The following is a 24,328-nucleotide window of genomic DNA, read 5'->3' as shown; positions in this document are numbered from 1 at the left end:
ATTTATGTATATCGAAAAAATAACTAGTCAGATTTTGATCTGTTTTGAACTATGTTTTATCACTAAACCACTTTCGCAGATTTTAGTTCTTCCGCCTATATCAAAACATCATCACAATCTTGACTTGTTATTTTTTCAGTCTGTTATTTTAATTTTGCCAATCTACTATTATTTCTCCAGTATTATTCTCTGGTACCTTGTAGGTATGATTATTTCCACTTTCCCATACAAGATTATTTCCATTTTTCTTTATAAATTTAAAGTTAATTGTTTTTCCTGCTGGAACACTTACATCAAAATACCAGTTAGGATATTGATATTCAACTTTATTGTATATTTCTCCAATCATATTATTTGCATTCCAATTTCCAAGCTCTGCAACATCACCTGATAAATATACATTTTGTCCCAAGCTAGTATTTGCATTTTTCACTACAAATCTTACTGAAACTTGTTTTCCAGTTAATACATCAAAATTTTTATATATATTTGATTTTATTCCAGATGCTGTTTGAACTATAACATTAATTTTTCCTGCATCAATATTTGGTACTATTACTTTTATTTCTTTATCGTCCCATGAAACAACTTGACCTTCAGTAGTACCAAAAGAAACTTTTCCTTTTATATCTCCAAAACCTCTACCATCTACAGTAACTGTTTTCCCCGGTTCGACCATAGGACTACCTATATTACCTATAATCGGAGAGTTGTTATTTGATACATAGCTCCAAACCGCTGCGCTGCCTGCTTTTAATGTGAATTTTTGAAGTTCCCCTTTTGAATTTACATTAATATCATTTCCAGAAACTACATTTCCCAATGTATCTTTATAAATACCTTCAGGTAAAGTGGTCAATGCTCCTGATATATCCACACTTTTTGATTTATTTCTATTAACCGCAACTAAAGCAACATTATTTCCAAATTTTCTTTCATAAATATATACATCATCATTTATCCACTTTTGTTGTGTATCTCCATATGCTATAGCTGGATTATTTTTTCTCAATGGTGATAATTTCTGTATTATTTTATATGCATTTGTATTTTTATCAAATCCACTCATCATTGCTCTATTATTTGGATCTCCATTACCACTCATATATTGTTCAGTACCATAGTATATAGCTGGAACCCCTCTTGATGTTAAAGTTAACACTAAAGCTTGGTCAACATTAGCTTTGGCACTTCCCTCATTGTAAAATCTATCCATATCATGATTATCTATGAATGTAACTTGATCATTAACATGTTCATATTGATTTGCAGTACTAGCTATAACTTCATTTAAGCCCTGCATATTATCAGTCCCATCCCTTAATACTTCCCTAATTTTTTGTGCATATCTAAAATCTAACAAACTCATTCCACTATCATTTGCAAATTTAACATTTTTAGGATCCTGCTCCCTCTTTCCTAAAAACCACTCTCCGAATGTGAAAACTTGCTTATAATCATATACAGAATCCATAAAATTCTTTTGCCAACCTTCTGGCATATGCTTAACTGCATCCATTCTAATACCATCAATTCCTGTATCTAACCATAATTTAATAGAATCTTTAAGATATTTATCAACAGTATTATTTTGAGTATTTAAATCTGCTAGATCAAATAAATTTCTATAAGTTCCATCTTCAACTGTAGAAAAATCTGTTCCTCCATTATGATTAAACATCCCATTCTTATCATTTGAATAACCAGCTAATAAATTCCCATTATCATATAACTTTCCATTTTCAGCATATGAAGGCTCATCAGGGTTAGCTGGTGATGTATGATTCGGAGCAAAATCGATAATAACTTTTATATTATTATCATGAGCAACTTTTACTAATTTTTTAAATTCTTCAATAGTACCAAATGCTGGATTAGGCTTTTTGAAATCCCTTGCCCAATATCCATGATATGAAGTACTTCCATCAGCGAATACACTATATATATTCTCTACTGGTTGCGAAATCCATATTGCTGTTATGCCCAGATCTCTTAAATAACCATCAGTAATTTTATTAGCTATACCATTCCAATCCCCTCCAAAATATTTTTTTGGACTCTTCTTTGTTCCATCGTAAATATTTCCTTTAGGATTATTAGAAACGTTTCCATCAAAGAATCTATCCGTTACTATTTGATAAATAACATCAGTATTGTAATTTACTTTATTTTCTACAGATGCATCACTTGTGTACTTTTCCGCAGCATAAACAATTTTAGTTGGTGTACATACTAATTGCTGTGCCATAATAATGCTCAGTGCTAAACAGGTTGCCTTTAACTTTTTATTCATAATTTGCCTCCTTATATTTTAATAGCATGTCTATTATTAAAAATTACAATTTATGTTTATAGGTTTATTATAGTTTTGCTAGTAATGGTTTACAATGAATATTTTTACAAAATCGTTTCCGTATTTTATAAAAAATTTAATTATATTACACTATAAAATAATCCTAAATTTTTATTTCTTTTTTATATGAACTTCTTCTCTACTAAAGACTCTTTCAAGCTTTATACCTCTATTTCTTAATAGCGTCTTAAAATTGACATTTTATTCTTGATAACGTATACTTTTTAATTGTATAATCCTATATAATTAAATTTAAAGTCACCGATTATACACACTACTAAAAAGTGAGGATAGTTTATGATAACTAATTTAGAATTAAACATTAATAGACTTGAGGATTTCTCTGGAACTGTATCGATAAAGAAGAATAATAAGATTTTATTAGAAAAAGCATATGGATTAGCTAATTTTAGTTTTAATGCTAAAAATGAAATTAATACTAAACATGGTATTGCTTCTGGTGCTAAACTTTTTACAGCAATTGCAATATGTCAACTAGTTGATAGTGGTTTGTTAAGCTTTGATACTTTACTAAAAGACTGTTTAAATATTAAGTATCTTAATTATGATAATCGTATAACAATTAAGCACTTATTAACACATAGCTCTGGAATCCCTGATTATTTTGAAGAAGACGATATAAATAATGTAAATGAATTCTCAGAACTGTATCAAAACCCACCAATGTACATGTTAAAAACTCCAAAAGATCATTTAAAACTTTTCAAAAATAATCCTATGGAATTCGAGCCAGGTTATAAATTCGATTATACTAATGCAGGATATATACTCTTAGGATTAATCATAGAAGAAAAAAGCGGGTTAGAATTTAAAGAATATATGGAAAAAAATATAATTAACAAATTAAAACTTAGTAATACAGGCTATTTCTCTATTGATAAATTACCTGAAGGTTGCTCATATGGTTATACAAAAGATCATAATGGGAATTTAAAGAGTAATATATACTCCATCCCTATAGTTGGTGGTCCTGATGGTGGAATTTATATAAATGTTCACGATATGAGTAAAGTTTGGAATGCGCTATTAAACTTTAAATTATTAAGAGAAGCTACAACTAAAGAATTGCTTACACCTCATATTCACTGTGAAAATGATTGTTATTATGGCTATGGTATTTATATTATAAAAAAGGAAAATGAAATCTATAAATATTTTCTTATGGGTGGGGACCCCGGTGCAGAATTTATGTCCGCTGTGTATCCACAAAATAACGTAGAAGTAATTGTTATGTGTAATAGAGATTCTGGTGCAAATGATGTAGCCATGCTTGTAGAAAACTCACTTTGTTAAGATTTCAAAAAACTTGTTGTTAAAACTGTACTCCATAAAATAAATAGTTTTAGCAATCAATATCTATTGCAAATAATAATATACCCCCTTTAAATCAAAAAAACTCTACTTAACTATAAGTAGAGTTTTTTCATTTTTTCTTTTTCATTTCATCTAATATTTTTTTAAAATCGTCATTTTCCACACCTAAAGCATCTTCTTTTCTTATCATTTTAGGTACTAATAATATTCCTACTCTCTTATTTTTAGGTTTTATTACATAATCTATTATTTCCCCGGAAAACTTTTTGATTTTTATTGTAATATCAATGGTGCTATCTTTTACTGTATGGAAGATATCCACTTCTGATAAAACTTTTTTATTATTTATTTCTAAAATTTTATCTCCAGTTCTTATCCCTGCACTAAATGCCGGTGAACTTGGCGCAACTTCTAAAACTGCCACCCCGACCTCATCACTTACATAAATAAATTTACCATTATCCTCTGATTTCTTTTGTATTTTCAACATAAGTTCATGAGCTAAAGGTGCATAAATGATTACTATCAACTGCCCTATTATACCAAATGTTGCAGCTTGAGCAACTATTGCTAATGTTATTCCGTATATTAATATTAACATACCTGAATGCAATGTTTTTTTTCTCTTTAGTTTTGTAAATGTTACTGCATTATATCCTATCATTCCGTATAATGGTACACATGTAATAACAGTCTTTGCTAACAGCGTTAATGTTTCTGATTTGTTTATTATGGGCCACCATGCAGGTGTAACCATAGCACTACTAGCGCCGCCTGCCATTTGTGTAGTAATAGCTATAAAAATAGCTATTGGCATTGCCCAATATCTATTAAAAGAGAATCCACCAACTATTTTTCCATCTTTAGTTGAAAAAACTGGTACAGCCCCTCTATTTCCATCAACCATAACTAAAAATGCTTCTACAATATGTAAAACTCCTATAAATGTCATTAATGATACTACATTTATATTTAAGTATGATTGAGTACCGGTTGCATTTGTGATTACACTTATAAGCCCTAATATAGCACCTGAATATGAAAAACATACAAATCTTTTTTTAATAAATACCAGAAATAATGAAACCATAAATATTAACTCTATTCCTGAGTTTTGATTAAATACAATTCCTAAACTGCTTAATATAATACTACCTATAGCACCTGCAACAATACCTAATACTAATTGAGATAATGTAAGTTCTAGGGGCGAGTTTAAACTCTCCCCAACTGTCATCTTTTGCATTATAGATACTCTTCTATTTTTCATATAGAACATTATTCCCAAAATTACTAATATAATCAAATGTGCTGGATCAACTATGGCATACGCTACGGATCTTAATGTATATAATATTAACTCCATAAAGCAAGCCTCCTATTTAAGTTTTTCTCTTATTACCTCTAACCCTTTGGTAAATTGTGGATCTTTAGTTCTATTATATTCTGCCTTTAAGAACTCTTCTGGTATTTTAACCTCTATATCTGGTTTTATACCTATTTTGTGTATATTTTCTCCATTTGGAGTGTAATACTTAGATGTTGTAACTTTAAGTCCGCCTAGTCCATCTTTAAACTCTATAAGTTGTTGAACTACACCTTTACCAAAGCTATTAACTCCAATAGTAGTAGCAACTCCATAATCTCTTAAAGCGCCTGTAACAACCTCTGATGCAGATGCACTTCCACCATCAATTAAGACTACTAAAGGGATTCCTTCAGCTGTTCCACCAACAGATTTAGATTCTATCTTTTTATCGTATTTATCTATTGTGTAGGTTACAACCTTTCCTTTTGGAATAAACTGTGAAGCAACTTTAACCGATTCGCCTAAAAATCCACCTGGATTTCCTCTTAAATCAACTATTAATCCCTTCATTCCTACAGCCTTAAGTTCTACTATTTTGTTTTCAAAATCTTTAGCTACATTCTCATCAAATGATGACATTTGAATATACCCAACTGTTTCGTCAATCATTTCACCTTTTACGGCAACCATATTAACTACACCTCTGACTATTTTAATATCTATAGGTGCTTCCCCATTTCTTTCTAAAGTTAATTTGACTTCCGTACCCTCTTCTCCTTTTATAAAAGCAATAGTTTTTTCAACATTAACTTCTGTAATAGGATTATCATCAACTTTAAGTATTACATCTCCAGCTTCCACTCCTGCTTTCTCTGCTGGCGACCCTTCAATTGGAGCAACTATAGTTACCTTATCATCTTTTATTCCAATCTGTGCTCCTATTCCTACAAAATGACCTTCACTTTGTTCAACAAAAGATTTATATTCTCCTGCATTCATAAAAATAGTATATGGATCTTTCAACGATAATGTCATTCCCTTAATAGCAGCTTGTAATAACTGTTCATCATCTATTTCACCATCATACTTTGATAAAAGAGTATTCCTTACTTCAAAAAGCAAATCATACTTTTTAGTATCTTTTATTTCACCTGCAACTTCTTTATTTATACTATTTAAACTTATTCCACTAAATGCAAACCTATTTCCTAAGTAGAAAAATCCTAAGTTTGAAATAAATAAAAGTGCAACTATAGAAATTATAATAATTACTTTTTTACCTACATGCTTTTTCTTTAACCCATTATTATTTAATTCGTCCATGTGCTACTTACTTCCTCTCATAATAAATTGCTTTATTTTTTTGAATGTCCTTATACTACTAAGAACTTTCTTAATGCAGCAAAACTTCCTATAGCACCAATAACCATTCCACCTGCTAAGAATATCCATATTAATGTGCTAAATACAAATGTAACTGGTACAAGACTTACATAAAACATATTTGTTACAATAGCCTTTACAACAAATTTATATGCAAAGAATAAAAGTCCACTAGATGCTAATGACCCAATCGCTCCTATTATTATTCCTTCAATTATAAATGGCCATCTAATAAACCAATCTGTAGCTCCTACAAATTTCATTATTCCAACTTCTCTTCGTCTTGAATAAACTGTTAATTTAATAGTATTTGTTATTAGGAATATAGATACCGCTATAAACAGAATAAATAATCCCATTCCTAAAATTTTAAATCCGTCTACAACCTTAGCAATAGTATTTATTACTTCTTGTTGATTTGATACATTTTCTACCCCTACCATTTCTTTAACCGATTCGCTTATTTCAGTTGCAGATTCAGGATTTTCTAACTTTACTATAAATGAACTTGGTAGTGGATTGTTTTTTAGTGTATATCCTTGAAGCAATCCTGGATTATCAGCTAAACTTTCTTGAAAATTGTTAAATGCTTCTTCTCTCGATTCATATATAACTTCTTTTACTCCAGGTTGTTCTCCTAATTTTATTTCTATTTCCCTTTGATCCACTAGTTTTATTTCATCATTTAAGTAAACTTTTAATTCTACCTTTGAGGCTACATCCTCAATAGCATTATTAAAGTTTAATGCTACTAATATAAATGTTCCAAATACGAAGAATGTTATTAGTACTGTAACCATTGCTGCTATACTTATAGTTCTATTTCTCTTAATGCTTTTTAATGCATCTGAAATAAAATATTTTGTCGTGTTAATTTTCATCTTCGTAGGACCCCCTCTTCTCATCTCTTACAATATTACCTTTTTCTATTGCTATAACTCTCTTTTTCATATTATTAACTATCTCTTTAGCATGTGTTGCCATTAAAACAGTTGTTCCTGCTCTATTTATGTCGTCTAATAAATCCATTATTTCTTTTGCTGTTTCTGGATCTAAGTTCCCTGTAGGTTCATCGGCAATAAGTACTGATGGATTATTAACTATAGCTCTTGCTAAAGAAACCCTTTGTTGTTCTCCACCTGAAAGTTCATTTGGGAACATCTTATATTTATGAGAAAGCCCTACTAATGACAACACCATAGGTACTCTTCTTCTAATTTCCTTTTGAGATGCTTCTACAACTCTCATTGCGAAGGCTACATTTTCATATACATTTAAAGTGGGAATAAGTCTAAAATCTTGGAACACCATTCCTATTCTTCTTCTAAAATACGGTGTTTGGCGTCTTGTTAATTTAGCTACTTTCTTATCATCTACAACTATTTCTCCTACTGTCGGCTCAATTTCTTTAATTAATAGTTTTATAAATGTTGATTTCCCTGATCCTGAAGGACCAACTAAGAAAACAAATTCACCTGCTTCAATCTTGATATTTACTTCGGATAATGCCTTTACATTATTATCATATAATTTTGATACATTATTAAATTCTATCATACCTAACACCTCTCTTCAGCGCAATTTTTCTTTTTATTGAACTTATATGGCTATTATAACATAACAATTCTATCTGAAAAATGTTTTTTCGATTATTTTAAGCAATAGATATTGATATTCATATACTTATCGACTTATATTTTTAAGCATTATATCCATATTTGAATATAAAAGTAAAATAATTTTTAATGTTCTGTAAATCCTTGTCCTAACGCTTCTGTCGATTCTGTAACAGTTATAAATGCGTCAGGATTATTTTCTTTTATAAAGTTCTTTAAAGTTATAAATTGTCTTGATGTTAATACTGTATATACAATACTTGTATCTCCCCCTGTAAATCCACCTTTTCCAGCGAGTATAGTGCATCCTCTATTAATATCTTTCATAATAAAATCTACTACTAATTTTTCTTTACTAGTTATTATAAATACTTGTTTAACAGGATTGAAGCCTGCTATAAATTTATCAACTAATATACCTACTACTATTGCACTAAGTAATCCAAATAAACCAAGTTCAACTCCAAATACATACATTGCTAAAATAGTTACTGTACAATCTGTAAGCAATAACCCTTGGCCAATAGGAATATGAAAATATTTATTTATTATTTTAGCAATTATCGAAGTTCCACCTGTAGATGAACCCTGATTAAATACAATAGCTGTTCCAAGCGCTATTATTAAAGATCCAAATATACTTGCTAAGAAAAGATTCTCTGTTATGGCTCTTGGACTTAATAATTTTTCTGTAATCCACATAAATACCGCTAATAGTACTGATGCATATATACTTCTTCCTCCAAAAGAACCTCCAACTAATAAAAATGCTAACGCAAATAATATTATATTAAATCCAAGTATTAAAATACTTGGTTCTATATTAAATACTGAATTTAAAACTAATGCTAATCCTGAAATTCCTCCGGATGCTATTAAATTAGGGAAAAAGAAATATTCTAAGGCAAATGTAATTATTGCTACCGCTATTGTTATCCATAAATACTCTTTGGCTTTTACCAATATTTGATGTATTTTTTCTTTATTCTTTTTCATTTTTTATCTCCCTTTTTTCTTATAGTGTATCTTCAAATAAATAACTAGTCATTATCCTTTTTTAACTAGCTATTTATTCTACAATGCCCTATTAATCTTCTTTTATTCCTTTAAACCCTTCACCCATAACTTCATGAACTTCTCCAACTGTTATAAATGCTTTTTCATCTACCTCTATTATGTGCCGTTTTAACTTTATAAACTCACTTCTTCCAAGGACAGCATAAATTATAGTTGTTTCTTTTCCTGTAAATCCACCTATTCCCTTTACAAACGTACATCCTCTATTTAAATCTTGTAATATATATTTACTTATTTCTTCACTTTTTTCACTTATTATAGTTACTTTTTTACATAAATTGAAACCTTCTATTGCATTATCTATAGCTATTCCAGTTATTATTACTGAAAGTAATGCGTAACAGCCCTTATCTAACCCAAATGCCATTATTCCAAAAGCTATAATTACTAAATCTACAAATACCAAGGATTTACCAATATCTAAATGCAGGAATTTATTTAGTATTTTTGCTACTATATCTGTTCCTCCAGTTGATGCATTTAAACTAAACACCATCGCCATCCCTATTGCTGAAATAAATGTACCTGATAATGTTGCTACTAATAAATCTGCTGTTATAGCATGTGGTACAAGAAATTTTTCTATAATCCACATACATATAGATAATCCAAAACTTGCATATATTGTTTTGGATCCAAAGTTTCCACCAATAACAAAGAATGCTACCCCAAATAATATTATATTTATTATAAAGACTAATGGACCAGCTGATATAAATGGAAAATAGTTATTTATTATAATAGCGAGTCCAGTAACTCCTCCAGCAGCTATTTCATTTGGTATAAAAAAGTATTCCATTGCAATTGCTACTAAAATTACCCCAATTGTAATTAATGAATATTCTTTAAAATTCTTTTTTATCATAACCATCCTCCTTTTCATAATAAACCATTTATTTTCTTGAAGATTTTTTAGTTATTTTTGAAAATTAACTAGTCCATATGCCAGTCTATTTTTTAGATTCCTTATCTTTCCTCGATATACTATTTTTTATCCCTTTATTATTATTATAAATTTATTAAACTCCTTTTCTAATTATATTACGTAGCTATCTACTTTGTAATCATAATTTAATCTATTTAAGTTAAATTTACCTATCTTACTATATTTAAACCATTTTTTTATTATTTTAGCAAAAATAATAGTCGCAGAATATTCTTCTGCGACTATTTGGTAGTAAAAATAACTATTTTATTTATTCTATATATTAATTATCTTTTTAACATTATTGATTTTTTGACTTTTTCAACTATTGCTTCTGCTGTTAAACCATATGCTTTTAATAACTCTTCTGGCTTACCACTTTCTCCAAACACATCATTAACTCCAACTTTTAATACCGGAACTGGATATTCTTCACCTAACGCTTCTGCAACCGCTGATCCAAGTCCACCGATAATACTATGTTCTTCTACAGTAACTATTGCATTTGTTTCTTTTGCTGCCTTTACTAGCAACTCTGTATCTAATGGTTTTAATGTATGAATGTTTATAACTCTTGCATTAATACCCTCATTTGCTAATATATCACTTGCTTCTAATGCAGTCTGAACCATTATTCCTGTTGCTACTATAGTAACATCATTACCTTCTTTTAAAGTTACACCTTTTCCTAACTTAAATTCATAAGTTTTAGCATCGTTTATAGTGCTAACTGGAAGTCTTCCTAGTCTTACGTAACAAGGACCTTCAAATTCAGCTATTGCCTTTATCGCAGCTTCTGTTTCAACATCATCTGCAGGACATATAACTGTCATGTTTGGTATGCTTCTCATTAATGCCAAATCTTCTATAGCTTGGTGTGATGCTCCATCTTCTCCTACTGTTAAACCAGCATGAGTTGCACATACTTTAACATTTAGTCTCGGGTAACATAATGAATTTCTTATTTGTTCAAAAGCTCTTCCAGCTGCGAACATTGCAAATGTACTTACAAATGGTATTTTACCACAAGTTGAAAGACCTGCTGCAACTCCCATCATATTTGCTTCTGCAATTCCCATATTGAAAAATCTTTCAGGACAAACTTCTTTAAAATCTGCTGTCTTTGTTGACTTTGAAAGATCAGCATCTAGTACTACTACATTTTCATTTGTTTTAGCTAATTGCGCTAAAGCCTTTCCGTAAGCTTCTCTTGTTGCTACTTTCTTACTCATTATCTGTCCCCTCCAATTTCTGTTAATGCTTGCATGCATTGTTCCTTGCTTGGTGCAGTTCCATGCCAAGATGCCTTGTTTTCCATGAATGAAACACCTTTACCTTTAACTGTTTTGCATATTATAGCAGTTGGTTTATCTGTACATGCTTTTGCTTTTTCTATTGCTGCTAATATCTCATCCATGTTGTGTCCATCTATTATAATAGTATTCCATCCGAATGCTTCGAACTTTGTATCTATTGGAGATGGATTCATAACATCTTCTATATTTCCATCTATTTGTAATCCGTTAAAATCTATAAATGCTGTCAAATTATTTAATTTATAATGAGCTGCGCACATTGTAGCTTCCCAAACTTGACCTTCCTCTAATTCTCCATCACCCAAAATTGTGTAAACTCTATATGATTTATTATCAATTTTTCCAGCTAGTGCCATTCCTACAGCTGAAGAAATGCCTTGTCCAAGTGAACCAGTAGACATATCTATACCTGGTAAACATCTCATACTTGGATGCCCTTGAAGTCTTGAACCTATTTTTCTTAAAGTTTTAAGTTCTTCTACTGGAAAATATCCCTTTCTAGCTAAAGCACTGTATAATACTGGTGCTGCATGACCCTTTGATAATACAAATCTATCTCTATTTTCATCTTTAGGATTGTTTACATCTATATTCATTTCTCCAAAAAATAGTGCTGTTACTATATCAGCTGCTGACAGTGAACCACCTGGGTGTCCTGATGCCGATTCTGTTAACATAGAAACTATATCACCACGAACTGTTTTAGCTATGGCTTTTAATTCTTGAACATTTTTTTTCATTTTGTATCCTCCTAAGATATTGTTTTCTTTATTATATTGCCCTGTTTATCTAAAAATATTTTATCACATTTTCTAACAATTGTACATTATATTTATATATATGTTGTCTTTTTATCTTTTTACGCCTATATAGTATACACTATATAACTATATTTTGATTGATTATGCTTTCTAATTTCCTACTCATACTTTTAACCCTGAAAACTTCTGTAGTTTTATTTGTATATATCCATCTCAAAGAATTAATTTTGTTTAAGTAGGTATAGAATATTCTTTAGTTGTACTCTAAGCACTAGAATAGTAGTTGTTCTTATTAAAAATATTTTCTCTGAAAACTCTATTTTATCCTTGGTTATATACTCGCTCCATTGCTTATACTGAATTATTAGATATATAAATGTATATTTAGTAGTAAAATTACTATAACTAAATTATATCATAATATATATAATTTTAATTTTATAATATCCTATTAAATAAAAAAAAGAGGCCTAAGCCTCTTCAATTTATATTAAAATAAATAACATAGTAATAAATTACTAACCCACTATTTATTTTAATATAATAATTATATATCACATGATTTTTTATTTAATTTCTTAAGTAAGGTTTAAACTGACAATTAGTGATTTATTCACCTTTTTCATATCAGCATCAGTCATATGACCAATTTTTTCTTTTAACCTTCTCTTGTCTAATGTTCTAACTTGTTCTAATAGAACTACGGAGTCTCTGCTTAATCCATACTCTTCTGATGAAATTTCGACATGTGTTGGCAACTTAGCCTTATTTATTTGTGATGTAATAGCTGCAACTATAACTGTTGGGCTATATTTATTCCCAATATCATTTTGAACTATAATCACCGGTCTAATTCCACCTTGCTCTGAACCAATAACAGGACTTAAATCCGCATAAAAAATATCCCCTCTTTTTACTACCATAGTTGTCATTAGAAATCTCACACTCCGCAAAGCCAGTTCTCATATTCATTAATATTTGCATTTCCGCACTCGAAAGGAATATTAGCAATTTCCAAATTAATTTCTGCCATTTCTTTATAGCCCTTTTCCATTAATATTAAAAAACTTGCTTTATATTTTTGTTCATTATATTCTATTAAACTACATTCAATAAATTTACTCTTTTTTGTACTATTTAAAAATTTATTTCTCAACCCTAGTGCTTTAACATAATTTGACATAATTTACCCCCTAGGTTGTAACATTTCTTTATATGTAAATTATATTGCAAATTATGTCGATTTGTCAAAGAAATATGTTTTGTATTTCTACAAATAATTTCTAGTTTTGATTGTAGTTTTATTTTTTTTATATACTCTAGGTATTCTCTTACCTATTAAACAAAGAACTTCATAGTTTATTGTATTTAATAATTTAGCTATATCATCAGCATTAAATTTAATACCTTGATCTTCTCCAATTAATATTACTTCATCTCCAACCTTAACTGGACCTACATCCGTAATATCAATCATACATTGATCCATACATATTCTACCAACAATAGGTGCGCTTTTACCATTTATTATAACCTTACCCTTTTTATACAAGGCTCTTGTATAACCATCTGCATATCCTATTGGTAATGTAGCTATTATACTTTCTCTTTCAGTTTTAAATTCTCTACCGTAACTTATGTACTCACCTTTTGGTAATACCTTCACGTGCACTATATTGCTTTTTAATGTTAGAGCTGGCTTTAAATTAATTTTTTCTTTAATTACTTCATTTGATGGATAATATCCATATATTATTATTCCTGGTCTTACAGCATCAAAATATGCTTCTTCCATATCTAGTATGGCAGCACTATTTGATAAATGTTTTTCTTTTATTTTTATTCCTCTCTCTTCGAGACTTTTATTAAATTGTTTAAATTTATTTAATTGCATCATTGTATATTCTTTATCAGTCTCATCTGCTGAGGAAAAATGAGTAAATATACCCTTAATATTTATGTTTTTCAAATTATTTATTTTTTCAATATCATCTAAACTTTCTTCATTAGGTAAAAATCCTAATCTTCCCATTCCTGTATCTATAGCAATATGAATATCTATTTGTTTTCCTTCTTTCAAAGCTATTTCTGATAATCCTATTGCATAGTCTAAAGAATATACTGTTTGTTCTATATTTTGATCAATTAAATCTTTAGTAAAATCTAAAGGAGTATATCCTAAAATCAAAATTGGAGCTTCTATCCCGCTTTTTCTTAACTCTAAAGCTTCCGTAATAACTGCTACTCCTAATTTATCAGCACCATTTTCTAATAAAACAGAAGCTACATCTATAGCTCCATGCCCATAAGCATCTGCTTTTACTATTGCAATTATAATTTTTTCTCCTACTTGTTTCCTAATTTCTATCATATTATGTTTTATGCAATCTAGGTCTATTTCAGCCCAAACTGCTCTTATGTTTTCTTCCATTATCAATACACCTCATATTTATTATATCAAACTATAATAAGTCATTATCTATTTCCTTAAGTTTTTCGAAATTTTTATATATAATTCTTAATCTATCATTACCTTCCTTGTCATATATTATTGCGCCTATAGGTGTTTTCTCTTTTTTATCTATAAAAACCTTAGCTTTATCTAAATGATCATTTTCAAGGAATAGTTCTAAAGTTAATTCTATATATTTTTTTTCGCCCCACTCTTCTTGCCCTTCTTTTATACTGCCTTCCTCTATTGGATAGGATAATAAATTTTTCATAAAGGCTAAGGAATGTAACTTATCTAAATCCGCTTCTACATTATACTCCTTATTAGATATATTATCTTCAACCCTTATATTATCATCTTTATAAAATTTAATTCTATCTATTCCAAAATCGATTCTTGCACCTTTGTCTTCACTGTAATATTGCGTTGTTTCCTCTTTTTCTTCTCCTCTACTATTATTAGTTATATATTCAACATTAGTTTTATAACAGGTTATCTCTTTTAGCTGAGAAATAACCTCTTCATTTGTTGGCACTACTGTTAATCTAAACATAATCACTAAAATAATAGATATGAATGGGATACACAATAAAAGTGTAATTAGTACTTTCTTTTTCATAAAGCCTCCTAAAATTATTAATCTTCATTAATACTATTATTACTTTAAAAGGCTTTTTATTCTAAATATATTATTTTTCCTCTAATACAGCAAAGGCAATAGCTGATAAATTATTATGAGATATTGATATATTTAAGTTGTATCCTTTATTTCCAATCACTTTTTCTACTTTTTCATTTAATTTAGCTACTGGTTTTCCAAGTTCATCTCTCAAAATTTCAATATCTTTAAAAGAAAAACCTCTAACACCAGTTCCAAGAGCTTTACTAACAGCTTCTTTCGCAGCAAAATTCCCTGCTATAACTTCGGTCCTCATAGCTTTACTTTCAAATAATAGAATTTCATTTTTAGTAAATAACTTGTCCAAAAAATGTTTATTTGTTTTTATAGCTTTTTCTATTCTCTCAATTTCTATAATATCTGTACCTATTCCTATAATCATAACTTCACCTCTACCTATATTTTACTACAAATTTTGAGATGTTATTAAAATTAATTTATACTAATTTCATTTTGTATATCATTAAAGTCATATATGTAATCATCTACATATTCTCCCAATATTTCTACTAGATGTATTGGTGATACTTGATTTTTATATAATAATTTTAAAAGTTCATTAACTTTATATTTATTGTTAGATATAAGATTAATATTATCTCTTTCTATATTTATTGCTTGTCCACCTTTTAAGTCCTGTCTCTCCACCTCTATTCCATAAGCTTGACCACCTTTATAATTACTTTTAGTCAACCTATACATGTATTTCATTTCAGTTCCTTCTCTACTAATTGAAGAGACTAAACTTTCTATGATTTTCATCTAAATCCTCTCCCTTTATTTACTATTATAGAATATATTAATTAATATATTAACTACAATATCACAGTATTTAATGAAATTTTGTCAAAGATTGTTTGACCACTACTTAAAATATTATTCTATATTTCAACATTATTTTTCCTATAGTTCTAATAAACTCTTATTTGTATATTCTTATTACATATTATCTTCGCATATACAAATAGGATTTCTGTCGAAACAGTATTTAAAATAACAAATTATGACTAATAATATTTTTATTTTATTATTTATTTTTTGTCAAATATAATAATTATTGTATTGCTTATATGTATAAGATTGTTATATAATTAACTCATGGATAATTATTATCATTAAATATCTTTTGTTATCATATTGTATAGTATGTATATTTATAATTAAATTATTCCATAATAAAATATAAAACTTTTACTTTGAAAGGTGTGTTATTATGCGTTCTTTAGAAATTAAAAAAGATATCCATTGGGTTGGTGCTTTAGATCCTAACTTAAGAATTTTTGATATTATTATGTACACTCCATATGGTACAACTTATAACTCATATGTTGTTAAAGGAAGCGAAAAAACTGCTATATTCGAAACTGTTAAAGTTCAGTTTTTTGATGAATATATAGGCAGACTTAAAGATTTAGGAGTCAATCCAAATGAAATAGACTATATAGTAGTTGATCACACTGAGCCAGACCATGCAGGTTCTGTTGCTAAATTGCTTGAACTTTCCCCAAATGCTAAAATTGTAGGTTCTCCAGTTGCTATTAACTTTTTAAAGAAAATAGCCAATTGTGAATTTGAACATATTTCTGTTGGTGATGGTGATTCTTTAAGCCTTGGAAACAAAACACTGCAATTTATTTCAGCTCCATTTTTACATTGGCCAGATTCTATGTACACATATGTTGTAGAAGATGAAGTATTAATAACATGTGATTCATTTGGTTCACATTACTCATCTCCTGAAGTGTTTAATAATAAAATAGAAAGCCAAGAAAATTATATGGAAGCTTTGAAATATTATTTTGATTGTATATTTGGGCCGTATAAACCTTATATTCTTAAAGCTATTAATAAAATTAAAGATTTAAAAATAGATATTATTTGTCCAGGTCACGGGCCTGTACTTATAGATAATCCTATGAAAATAGTAGAAATTTATAAAGAATGGAGCACACCTGTAGTTAAACCTGCAGAAGCTAAAAAATTAGTTACTATTCCTTATGTTAGTGCTTATGGTTATACAGAACAATTAGCTAAGCAAATTGCTAAAGGAATTAAGTCTAATGATAATATTGAAGTTAAATTATTTAATGTAATTGAACATGAAATGGGAGATATTATTGCAAGCATTGGTGAATCTGAGGGGATTCTTTGTGGCTCTCCAACAATAGTTGCAGAGCTTCTAGAGCCTATACGCGATGTGCTTTCAAAATTAAACCCTGTTGTTCATGGTGGAAAACTTGCTGGTGCTTTTGGATCATATGGTTGGAGCGGAGAAGCTATTCCAAGAATGGAAACTAGATTTAAAGAATTAAATATGAAGCTTTATGGACCTAGTTTAAAAATTAACTTTAAAGCTAATGATAATGAATTAGATGCAGCTTATAACTTTGGTTTAGGCTTTGGTGAAACTTTACTTGGAACTAGAGATTTTATTCCTATGAAGGATGAAAGCTCTACTATAAAAGATATTTCTGGTGATGGTGACCTTAAACTTTGGAAATGTGTAATTTGCGGAGAGATATTTGAAGCTGAAACAGTTCCTGAGCTTTGTCCTGTTTGTGGTGCAGGAAGCGATCAATTTATAGAAATTGAGCGTGAATCCACTAAAATTTCAATTGATAAAGAAGAAACTTATGTAATTATCGGAAATGGTGCTGCTGGTTTCTATGCAGCTCGTGCAATTAGAGAGAGAAATGCTAAAGGTATTATTAAGCTTCTTTCAAATGAAAAAGAACATTCATATATAAGAACTCAGCTTTCAGATTTAATTTCTGAAGAATCTGATGATAAGTTCTATATTGTTTCATCAGAATGGTATAAAGAAAATGAAGTAACTGAAATACTTGGAGTTTCTGTTGAAAACATAAATAATAAAACAAAGAAAATTATGTTAGATAACAAAATAGAAATTTCCTATGACAAGTTAGTTATAGCTAACGGAAGTTATAACTTTGTTCCGCCTACTAATGTTATTTTAGATGGTAACAAAACTGAAATTAACTCTTCAAATTATTCAACAATTAAGGGTATTCATTCTATTAAGAAATTATCTGATGTTGAAAAAATTAAGAAGGAACTAGTTACTGCTAAAAATGTTGTTATTGTTGGTGGTGGTCTGCTAGGCCTTGAAGCTGCTCACGAAATTCAAAAGAGAAATATCAATGTTACTGTAATTGAATTGGCTGATAGACTTCTGCCAAGACAATTAGATACTGAAGGTTCAGCTTTCTTTAATAATATTGCAAATTCCACACCTGTAAATCTTCTTTTAGGTGAATCAGTTAAAAATGTTTTAGCTACTTCTAATGGTGTAACTACTGTTAACTTAAATAGCGGAAAAACTTTAGATGCTGATATCATTCTTTACTCCGTGGGTGTTAGATCAAACCTTGATTTAGCTAAAACTGCAGGAGTTGAATGTAACAGAGGGGTAGTTGTTAACTCTAACATGGAAACAAATATTCCTGATATTTATGCTTGTGGTGATGTAGCCGAACTTGAAGGAGTCTACTATGGGAACTGGCCAGCTGCAATAGAAATGGGTAAAGTTGCAGGTGCTAATGCCTCTTATGATGATATTAAATTCGAAAAATTTGTTTCATCTGTAATATTTAATGCTATGAATACTACCGTATTCTCAGCTGGAGTAATTAACTTTGATGATGAATTATTAGAAAAGGTTGGATATGTAGATAATAAAAATAATAAATACTCTAAATTATTCTTCCAAGATGATAAACTAGTTGGTGGTATCTTAATTGGAGATATATCCTCATCAGTTAAAATCATTACTGGAATTCAAAAAGGTCAATCAAAAGCTAAAGTTCTTTCAGGTGGAATACTTTAATTAGCTTATAAATATCACAGAAGGCATAGTAAAATATTTACTATGCCTTCACTTTTTATATTTTTTCTTAAGAGGTATTTTTTTTAATACCTCTTAAGTCAACTCTTAATTAACAATTCTGGATATTCTTATATTAAAAATTAAAAAATTATATTATAATTGACTTAGGAATTCGAAAGAAATTAATTAGGAGGTATTAGAATGGCTATATTAGTTTGTGGTGGCGCTGGTTATATAGGTAGTCACATGGTTGCAGAACTTTTAGAAAACGGAGAAGAAGTTGTTGTTTTAGATAATCTTGAAAAAGGTCATACTAAAGCTTTACTGGGCGGAAAACTTTATGTTGGTGATTTAAGAGATAGAACTATATTAGATAAGGTCTTTACTGAAAATAAAATAGATGCTGTAATTGATTTTGCTGCATACTCACTTGTTGGTGAGAGTATGACTGAACCACTTAAGTACTTTAATAACAATGTAGGAGGAACTATAAGCCTATTAGAAGCTATGAAGGATTATAATGTTAAGTATATTGTGTTTTCTTCAACAGCAGCTACCTATGGGGAACCTGAAGTGGTTCCAATAGATGAAGATAGTAGAACTATTCCAACTAACGCTTATGGTGAATCTAAATTATTAGTTGAGAAAATATTAAGATGGTGTGACAGCGCTTATGGCATTAAATATACTACTTTAAGATATTTCAATGCTGCCGGTGCACATGTTAGCGGAAAAATTGGTGAAGATCATTCTCCTGAAAGTCATCTAATACCTATAATTTTAGACGTTGCTTTAGGTAATAGAGATAAAATAATGATGTATGGTGATGATTATGATACTGAAGATGGGACATGCGTAAGAGATTACATACATGTATCTGATTTAGCTTCTGCACATTCTCTTGCACTTAAGAGATTAATGAACGGTGGAGAAAGTAGAATTTACAATTTAGGAAATGGAACTGGTTTTTCTGTAAAAGAAGTAGTTGAAATTGCTAGAAAAGTAACAGGACATTCTATTCCAGCTGAGGTTGCGCCAAGAAGAGCAGGTGACCCGGCTATTTTAATTGCTTCATCTAAAAAAGCAGTTGAAGAACTTGGATGGAAGCCAAAATATAATACTGTTGAGACAGTTATTGAAACAGCTTGGAATTGGCATAAAAACCATCCAAATGGTTATAGCGAATAATTATTTACTATAATATATATTTAGAAAAAATTTAATTCTAAATACTAAAAAAAATACCTATAGCCAGCCACACATGAAAGTGTTTAGCTCATAGGTATTTTTTTATAATTATTTTTATCACCATACAGATTTAACTATTAATCAACTAACGTTAAACCTTTTAACGCTTCTAATATCTCTGAACTTATACTGTCATTTACAAGTACAACTAAATAATCTCCACTTAATATCCTAATTTCACCCTTAGGAATAATCTCTTTTCCACCCCTTTTAATAGCTACCAATAAACATTCTGCCGGCCAATCTATATTCTTTATTCTCTTTCCTTCAACAATACTGCCCATTTCAATACCAACCTCTAATAAAGTGTTTTTCATCGATCCACTTTTTAGCGGTGTCCCTACATTCTTCAATAACCTATCTAATAATACTTCATATACCGGCTCACTTCGTAATAAATCCGAGGTTATATATGCAATGAATACAACTATTGATATTGCTAATAAATGTTCAAATGACCCTGTCATTTCAGTAATTAATACTATTGCTGTTACCGGAGCTTTTACCACGGCTGCAAAATACCCTGCCATGGCTAAAATAATGAAATTTATTATAAACGTAGATGGTATATTGGCTAAATTACATATTATAATACCAAATATATCCCCTAAAATTGAACCTAACAGTAACATTGGTAAAAATATCCCGCCCGGCACTCCAGACCCAAAGCATATTAATACTAAAATGAACTTAATAAGGAATAAAGCTATCAACATCAATATAGAAATGTCACTACCATATAAAGATATTATTATTTCATGTCCTCCGCCTAAAAGCTGTGGGGCTAAAAAACCCACTACTCCTGTTATTAGAAACGGAATCATTATTTTAACTTCTATAGGCACCTTTTTTAATCGTCCATATATATTTTGAGAAATAACTACCCCTTTAGTAAAGAAAATAGCTATTGCCCCTGTTAGAACGCCTAATATTACTAATGTCCAATAATACTCTAATGGAATTACAGATACATCCATAAATTTTAATGCCGGATCCATACCTAAAAATTGCTTTGTTACAAAATCTGCCATCAGCGTCGCTGCCATAGCTGGTAATAATACTAGTGGAGAAAAACTTCTATGTACCTCCTCTAAGACAAAAATCATCCCAGATAAAGGTGAATTAAATGCAGCTGCAAGACCTGCTGCAGCTCCAGATGTAACTAAAAAGCCCTTTTTCATCGGTGCTTTTTCAGAACTATTACTTACACCTTGTGCTATCGCAGCTCCCATTTGCACAGAGGGACCTTCTCTTCCAACCGATAATCCAGCTACTAATGCCATAGTCCCACCAATAAATTTTAGAACTAATACTTTAACCCAATTTACATTTAACTTTCCTAATAATATTGCATTAACCTGAGGGATACCACTCCCTGATATCATAGGTTCCTTTTTCACCATAACACCGGTAATCCAGCCCATAAGTGCTAACAAAAGAAATACACCTATAACCTTTATAGGACTTCCTTTTGAATATAGATATATTTCTTTAAAAACATGAGAAAATTTACTTATTGCTATTCTATTTAAAACTATTACAATTCCAGTTATAAACCCTATTATAGTTCCCTGAATAATTAAACTTACCCTTAGATTACCTCTATCGCTTAAAAGTTTATGTATCCCTTTCTTTTCTACTGAATCTTCCACAATATAATCAACTCCTTATCCTTACTTTTATTAAGGCACAATCAAATAAATTATACTAACTGTATCAAAATATAAACTACCTTTGTCTTATATCACATATGGGCTAGTATACTTCAATATATATATCTAGTCAAAACATACCATAATTGCCACATTTCAATATTTTCTTGTTTAAATATAATCTTATTTATCTAATACATTTTACTGTTTATTTAATTATATAAAAATACCTATAGATTAAACACTTTTTTATGTGTCTAATCTATAGGTATAACCTTATATCAATTCTCTCTTTGTTTCTTTCTAAGTATAAGAACTGAATTAATTTCCGCTCCCACTATTAATATCATAGAAGTTATATATAGCCATGTCATTAATATAAATACTGCTCCTAAACTTCCATACAGTCTAGAGTAATTCGAAAAATTATTTATATAAAAAGAAAATCCCCTGGATACTACTATCCATCCTATAGTACTAACTATTGCTCCTGGCAAAACTTGTTTCCATCTTATTTTTTTAGCTGGTGTAAATCTGTATATAGATGCAAATATTCCAATCATCATACATACTACAATAACATATCTTAATATATTCCATACAATTGTCATTGCTTTATAAAATGGTACTATTGTTAATATATATCCTCCTATTAAATCTCCAAATACTAACATAGCTAAAGTTAAAACTATTACTAGCGTCAATGCAAAAGTAAAAATAATTGCTATAATGCTTCTTTTTATAAAAGATCTTGTTTCTTTTATATCATGTGCTTTATTAACACCTTTAATAACGGCTCTAAACCCCGATGAAGCTGCCCATATAGTAAGAACTATAGATATTCCAAGCAACCCGCTATATTGATTATCAACCACTTCTCTTATTATAGATGCAACTAAATCAAAAACACTACTTGGCAATATAGCTCTTAACCCGTCTAATATCTCAATTGAATTTAAAGAACTAGCTCCAATAACCGTCATAAGAAATATTAAAAATGGAAAAAACGCTAATATTAAGTAATATGCAAGCTGAGATGCCAACGCAAATATATCATCATTATTAATCTTAACTATAAAATATACTATAAAATCTAAGGTGGACCTTTTTTTGCCTAGTTCACCATCATTCATTTAATCACCACATCTTTACTATTATTCATGTATTAATTTATATATTATATCTATTATATTATAATTATAATATCACTGTTTTACTAGTGTTTTATACCTACAAATTTTTCACTTAATTTATATACACAATTTCACTATGTTTATTTGAGTAATATTTACTACATATACTTCTCATATTCACCTGTTATTTTTCATATGCCTAACAAACTTACTATAGTATAATTTAATATATACTACTACTTAGGCATCCCTAAATAAATAACAGACCAGTATTCTTTATTTTTTAGTCTGTTATTTATTTTACTCTGCCTTATATTATGCTATATGAAAGGATTTGTGATTATGTTATATACTTTAGAAAATAAATCAATAAAAATTACTGCTAGTACTGCTGGTGGAGAATTACACAATATTATAAACAAAAAAGATAATACTGAGTTTCTTTGGAATGGTAATGAAGATTTTTGGAAATATCATTCACCTATACTATTCCCTATAGTGGGTAAAGTTAACAGCGGTAAATATAATGTTAATGGAGTCACTTTTAATCTTCCTCAACATGGACTTGCTAGAACCTCAGAATTTAATATGATTAAAAAAAGTGAAAATAATATTGTCTTCGAATTAAAATATTCAGATGAAAGTTTAAAGGTCTATCCTTATAAATTTTCCTTAAAAATAACATATACTCTTGTAAATAATGGTGTTAAGGTTGGTTATTCTGTAGATAATTTAGATAATGAAACCATCTATTTTTCTATAGGTGCTCATCCAGCATTTATATGTCCTTTAGAAGCTAATGAAACTATGAGTGATTATTTCTTTGAATTAAATAAAAAAGAAACTTCTTCTATTATGCTACTTAATGAAGAGGGGCATTTCTTACAAGAGAGACAATCATATTTAATTGATAATAATATAATACCTTTATCTAAAGAAGTATTTAAAAATGATGCTTTAGTTTTTGATGATTTAAAATCTACAGTTATAAGCTTAAAATCTAAAAATCATAATAAAGTGTTATCTATGGACTTTACAGGGTTCCCTTACATGGCAGTATGGTCTAAACCAACTGGTGCACCTTTTGTTTGCATAGAGCCTTGGTATGGGCATGCAGATCATGCTAATTTCCAAGGAGAACTTAAAGATAAAGAAGGAATAGAAAAACTAGGAGTTGGAAGTACTTTCAATTGCTCATACACTATATTTGCTGAGTGTAACTAATAAGGCAACTTTAACTTA

Annotated in this window: 21 protein-coding genes; 4 read left to right on the top strand and 17 right to left on the bottom strand. The window is 29.4% G+C overall.

Going from position 1 to position 24,328, the window contains the following annotated elements; all coding sequences use genetic code 11:
• Nucleotides 1-148: 148 nt before the first annotated feature.
• Complete coding sequence (locus J1C67_RS07335; protein ID WP_207253574.1) at nucleotides 149-2,293, bottom strand: alpha-amylase family glycosyl hydrolase; 2,145 nt, start codon at nucleotides 2,291-2,293, stop codon at nucleotides 149-151.
• 357 nt (nucleotides 2,294-2,650) lie between these two features.
• Between J1C67_RS07335 and J1C67_RS07330 the strand changes: the two genes are divergently transcribed.
• Nucleotides 2,651-3,667, top strand: coding sequence for a serine hydrolase domain-containing protein (locus tag J1C67_RS07330; protein WP_167866067.1), 1,017 nt, complete (start codon nucleotides 2,651-2,653; stop codon nucleotides 3,665-3,667).
• Nucleotides 3,668-3,797: 130 nt separating this feature from the next.
• Here J1C67_RS07330 and J1C67_RS07325 read toward each other — a convergent pair whose 3' ends face one another.
• From J1C67_RS07325 to J1C67_RS07260, 14 genes are all read right to left on the bottom strand, one after another.
• A complete protein-coding gene (locus J1C67_RS07325; protein WP_089967481.1) occupies nucleotides 3,798-5,054 on the bottom strand; it encodes a PDZ domain-containing protein in 1,257 nt (418 codons plus the stop codon).
• Nucleotides 5,055-5,066: 12 nt separating this feature from the next.
• Nucleotides 5,067-6,320 (bottom strand): S41 family peptidase, encoded by a 1,254-nt coding sequence (locus tag J1C67_RS07320; protein WP_167866068.1) that lies wholly within the window; start codon nucleotides 6,318-6,320, stop codon nucleotides 5,067-5,069.
• A gap of 50 nt (nucleotides 6,321-6,370) precedes the next feature.
• On the bottom strand, nucleotides 6,371-7,261 hold the full coding sequence (gene ftsX / locus J1C67_RS07315) for a permease-like cell division protein FtsX (RefSeq protein ID WP_089967487.1): 891 nt from the start codon (nucleotides 7,259-7,261) through the stop codon (nucleotides 6,371-6,373).
• Nucleotides 7,251-7,937: a cell division ATP-binding protein FtsE gene (ftsE, locus tag J1C67_RS07310; protein ID WP_089967490.1), complete on the bottom strand. Its 687-nt coding sequence runs from the start codon at nucleotides 7,935-7,937 to the stop codon at nucleotides 7,251-7,253. Before ftsE ends, ftsX begins: the two co-directional genes overlap by 11 nt.
• Before the next feature lie 185 nt (nucleotides 7,938-8,122).
• On the bottom strand, nucleotides 8,123-8,992 hold the full coding sequence (locus J1C67_RS07305) for a YitT family protein (RefSeq protein ID WP_089967493.1): 870 nt from the start codon (nucleotides 8,990-8,992) through the stop codon (nucleotides 8,123-8,125).
• Nucleotides 8,993-9,083: 91 nt separating this feature from the next.
• Nucleotides 9,084-9,938, bottom strand: a complete 855-nt coding sequence (locus tag J1C67_RS07300) for a YitT family protein (RefSeq protein ID WP_167866069.1) — start codon at nucleotides 9,936-9,938, stop codon at nucleotides 9,084-9,086.
• Nucleotides 9,939-10,285: 347 nt separating this feature from the next.
• Complete coding sequence (locus tag J1C67_RS07295; protein WP_167866070.1) at nucleotides 10,286-11,230, bottom strand: transketolase family protein; 945 nt, start codon at nucleotides 11,228-11,230, stop codon at nucleotides 10,286-10,288.
• Nucleotides 11,230-12,054: a transketolase gene (locus J1C67_RS07290; RefSeq protein WP_167866071.1), complete on the bottom strand. Its 825-nt coding sequence runs from the start codon at nucleotides 12,052-12,054 to the stop codon at nucleotides 11,230-11,232. The genes J1C67_RS07295 and J1C67_RS07290 overlap by 1 nt, the downstream gene beginning before the upstream one ends.
• A gap of 599 nt (nucleotides 12,055-12,653) precedes the next feature.
• A complete protein-coding gene (locus J1C67_RS07285; RefSeq protein ID WP_089967506.1) occupies nucleotides 12,654-13,007 on the bottom strand; it encodes a type II toxin-antitoxin system PemK/MazF family toxin in 354 nt (117 codons plus the stop codon).
• Nucleotides 13,008-13,015: 8 nt separating this feature from the next.
• The gene (locus tag J1C67_RS07280) at nucleotides 13,016-13,258 is read right to left on the bottom strand and encodes a hypothetical protein (RefSeq protein WP_167866072.1); all 243 of its coding nucleotides are present in this window, start codon (nucleotides 13,256-13,258) and stop codon (nucleotides 13,016-13,018) included.
• A gap of 87 nt (nucleotides 13,259-13,345) precedes the next feature.
• Complete coding sequence (gene alr / locus J1C67_RS07275) at nucleotides 13,346-14,506, bottom strand: alanine racemase (RefSeq protein ID WP_167866073.1); 1,161 nt, start codon at nucleotides 14,504-14,506, stop codon at nucleotides 13,346-13,348.
• 31 nt (nucleotides 14,507-14,537) lie between these two features.
• Nucleotides 14,538-15,146, bottom strand: a complete 609-nt coding sequence (locus J1C67_RS07270) for a germination lipoprotein GerS-related protein (RefSeq protein WP_167866074.1) — start codon at nucleotides 15,144-15,146, stop codon at nucleotides 14,538-14,540.
• A 70-nt stretch (nucleotides 15,147-15,216) separates the two neighbouring features.
• Nucleotides 15,217-15,588 (bottom strand): holo-ACP synthase, encoded by a 372-nt coding sequence (gene acpS, locus J1C67_RS07265; RefSeq protein ID WP_167866075.1) that lies wholly within the window; start codon nucleotides 15,586-15,588, stop codon nucleotides 15,217-15,219.
• A 50-nt stretch (nucleotides 15,589-15,638) separates the two neighbouring features.
• Nucleotides 15,639-15,968, bottom strand: a complete 330-nt coding sequence (locus J1C67_RS07260; protein ID WP_167866076.1) for a DUF6514 family protein — start codon at nucleotides 15,966-15,968, stop codon at nucleotides 15,639-15,641.
• A 451-nt stretch (nucleotides 15,969-16,419) separates the two neighbouring features.
• On the opposite strand from J1C67_RS07260, the gene J1C67_RS07255 reads away from it, so the two are divergent.
• Nucleotides 16,420-19,053 carry an FAD-dependent oxidoreductase gene (locus tag J1C67_RS07255; protein ID WP_167866077.1) on the top strand — a complete coding sequence of 878 codons (2,634 nt, stop codon included), beginning with the start codon at nucleotides 16,420-16,422 and terminating at the stop codon, nucleotides 19,051-19,053.
• Nucleotides 19,054-19,254: 201 nt separating this feature from the next.
• The gene (galE, locus tag J1C67_RS07250; RefSeq protein WP_167866078.1) at nucleotides 19,255-20,241 is read left to right on the top strand and encodes a UDP-glucose 4-epimerase GalE; all 987 of its coding nucleotides are present in this window, start codon (nucleotides 19,255-19,257) and stop codon (nucleotides 20,239-20,241) included.
• Nucleotides 20,242-20,378: 137 nt separating this feature from the next.
• On the opposite strand, the gene J1C67_RS07245 is transcribed toward galE, so the two are convergent.
• Together J1C67_RS07245 and J1C67_RS07240 are read right to left on the bottom strand one after the other, a co-directional pair.
• Complete coding sequence (locus tag J1C67_RS07245; protein ID WP_207253573.1) at nucleotides 20,379-21,953, bottom strand: ClC family H(+)/Cl(-) exchange transporter; 1,575 nt, start codon at nucleotides 21,951-21,953, stop codon at nucleotides 20,379-20,381.
• Nucleotides 21,954-22,234: 281 nt separating this feature from the next.
• Nucleotides 22,235-23,086, bottom strand: a complete 852-nt coding sequence (locus J1C67_RS07240) for a YihY/virulence factor BrkB family protein (protein ID WP_089967530.1) — start codon at nucleotides 23,084-23,086, stop codon at nucleotides 22,235-22,237.
• 342 nt (nucleotides 23,087-23,428) lie between these two features.
• Between J1C67_RS07240 and J1C67_RS07235 the strand changes: the two genes are divergently transcribed.
• Nucleotides 23,429-24,310 carry an aldose 1-epimerase family protein gene (locus J1C67_RS07235; protein ID WP_167866079.1) on the top strand — a complete coding sequence of 294 codons (882 nt, stop codon included), beginning with the start codon at nucleotides 23,429-23,431 and terminating at the stop codon, nucleotides 24,308-24,310.
• Nucleotides 24,311-24,328 lie beyond the last annotated feature (18 nt).

The organism is Clostridium gasigenes (assembly GCF_017348895.1).
GTDB lineage: Bacteria > Bacillota > Clostridia > Clostridiales > Clostridiaceae > Clostridium > Clostridium gasigenes.
This window is presented reverse-complemented; position numbering and strand designations above follow the sequence as displayed.

Coding starts and splice junctions, on each gene's coding strand:
- J1C67_RS07335 (WP_207253574.1), bottom strand. CDS start 2,293: ATGAATAAAAAGTTAAAGGCAACCTGTTTAGCACTGAGCATTATTATG.
- J1C67_RS07330 (WP_167866067.1), top strand. CDS start 2,651: ATGATAACTAATTTAGAATTAAACATTAATAGACTTGAGGATTTCTCT.
- J1C67_RS07325 (WP_089967481.1), bottom strand. CDS start 5,054: ATGGAGTTAATATTATATACATTAAGATCCGTAGCGTATGCCATAGTT.
- J1C67_RS07320 (WP_167866068.1), bottom strand. CDS start 6,320: ATGGACGAATTAAATAATAATGGGTTAAAGAAAAAGCATGTAGGTAAA.
- ftsX (WP_089967487.1), bottom strand. CDS start 7,261: ATGAAAATTAACACGACAAAATATTTTATTTCAGATGCATTAAAAAGC.
- ftsE (WP_089967490.1), bottom strand. CDS start 7,937: ATGATAGAATTTAATAATGTATCAAAATTATATGATAATAATGTAAAG.
- J1C67_RS07305 (WP_089967493.1), bottom strand. CDS start 8,992: ATGAAAAAGAATAAAGAAAAAATACATCAAATATTGGTAAAAGCCAAA.
- J1C67_RS07300 (WP_167866069.1), bottom strand. CDS start 9,938: ATGATAAAAAAGAATTTTAAAGAATATTCATTAATTACAATTGGGGTA.
- J1C67_RS07295 (WP_167866070.1), bottom strand. CDS start 11,230: ATGAGTAAGAAAGTAGCAACAAGAGAAGCTTACGGAAAGGCTTTAGCG.
- J1C67_RS07290 (WP_167866071.1), bottom strand. CDS start 12,054: ATGAAAAAAAATGTTCAAGAATTAAAAGCCATAGCTAAAACAGTTCGT.
- J1C67_RS07285 (WP_089967506.1), bottom strand. CDS start 13,007: ATGACAACTATGGTAGTAAAAAGAGGGGATATTTTTTATGCGGATTTA.
- J1C67_RS07280 (WP_167866072.1), bottom strand. CDS start 13,258: ATGTCAAATTATGTTAAAGCACTAGGGTTGAGAAATAAATTTTTAAAT.
- alr (WP_167866073.1), bottom strand. CDS start 14,506: ATGGAAGAAAACATAAGAGCAGTTTGGGCTGAAATAGACCTAGATTGC.
- J1C67_RS07270 (WP_167866074.1), bottom strand. CDS start 15,146: ATGAAAAAGAAAGTACTAATTACACTTTTATTGTGTATCCCATTCATA.
- acpS (WP_167866075.1), bottom strand. CDS start 15,588: ATGATTATAGGAATAGGTACAGATATTATAGAAATTGAGAGAATAGAA.
- J1C67_RS07260 (WP_167866076.1), bottom strand. CDS start 15,968: ATGAAAATCATAGAAAGTTTAGTCTCTTCAATTAGTAGAGAAGGAACT.
- J1C67_RS07255 (WP_167866077.1), top strand. CDS start 16,420: ATGCGTTCTTTAGAAATTAAAAAAGATATCCATTGGGTTGGTGCTTTA.
- galE (WP_167866078.1), top strand. CDS start 19,255: ATGGCTATATTAGTTTGTGGTGGCGCTGGTTATATAGGTAGTCACATG.
- J1C67_RS07240 (WP_089967530.1), bottom strand. CDS start 23,086: ATGAATGATGGTGAACTAGGCAAAAAAAGGTCCACCTTAGATTTTATA.
- J1C67_RS07235 (WP_167866079.1), top strand. CDS start 23,429: ATGTTATATACTTTAGAAAATAAATCAATAAAAATTACTGCTAGTACT.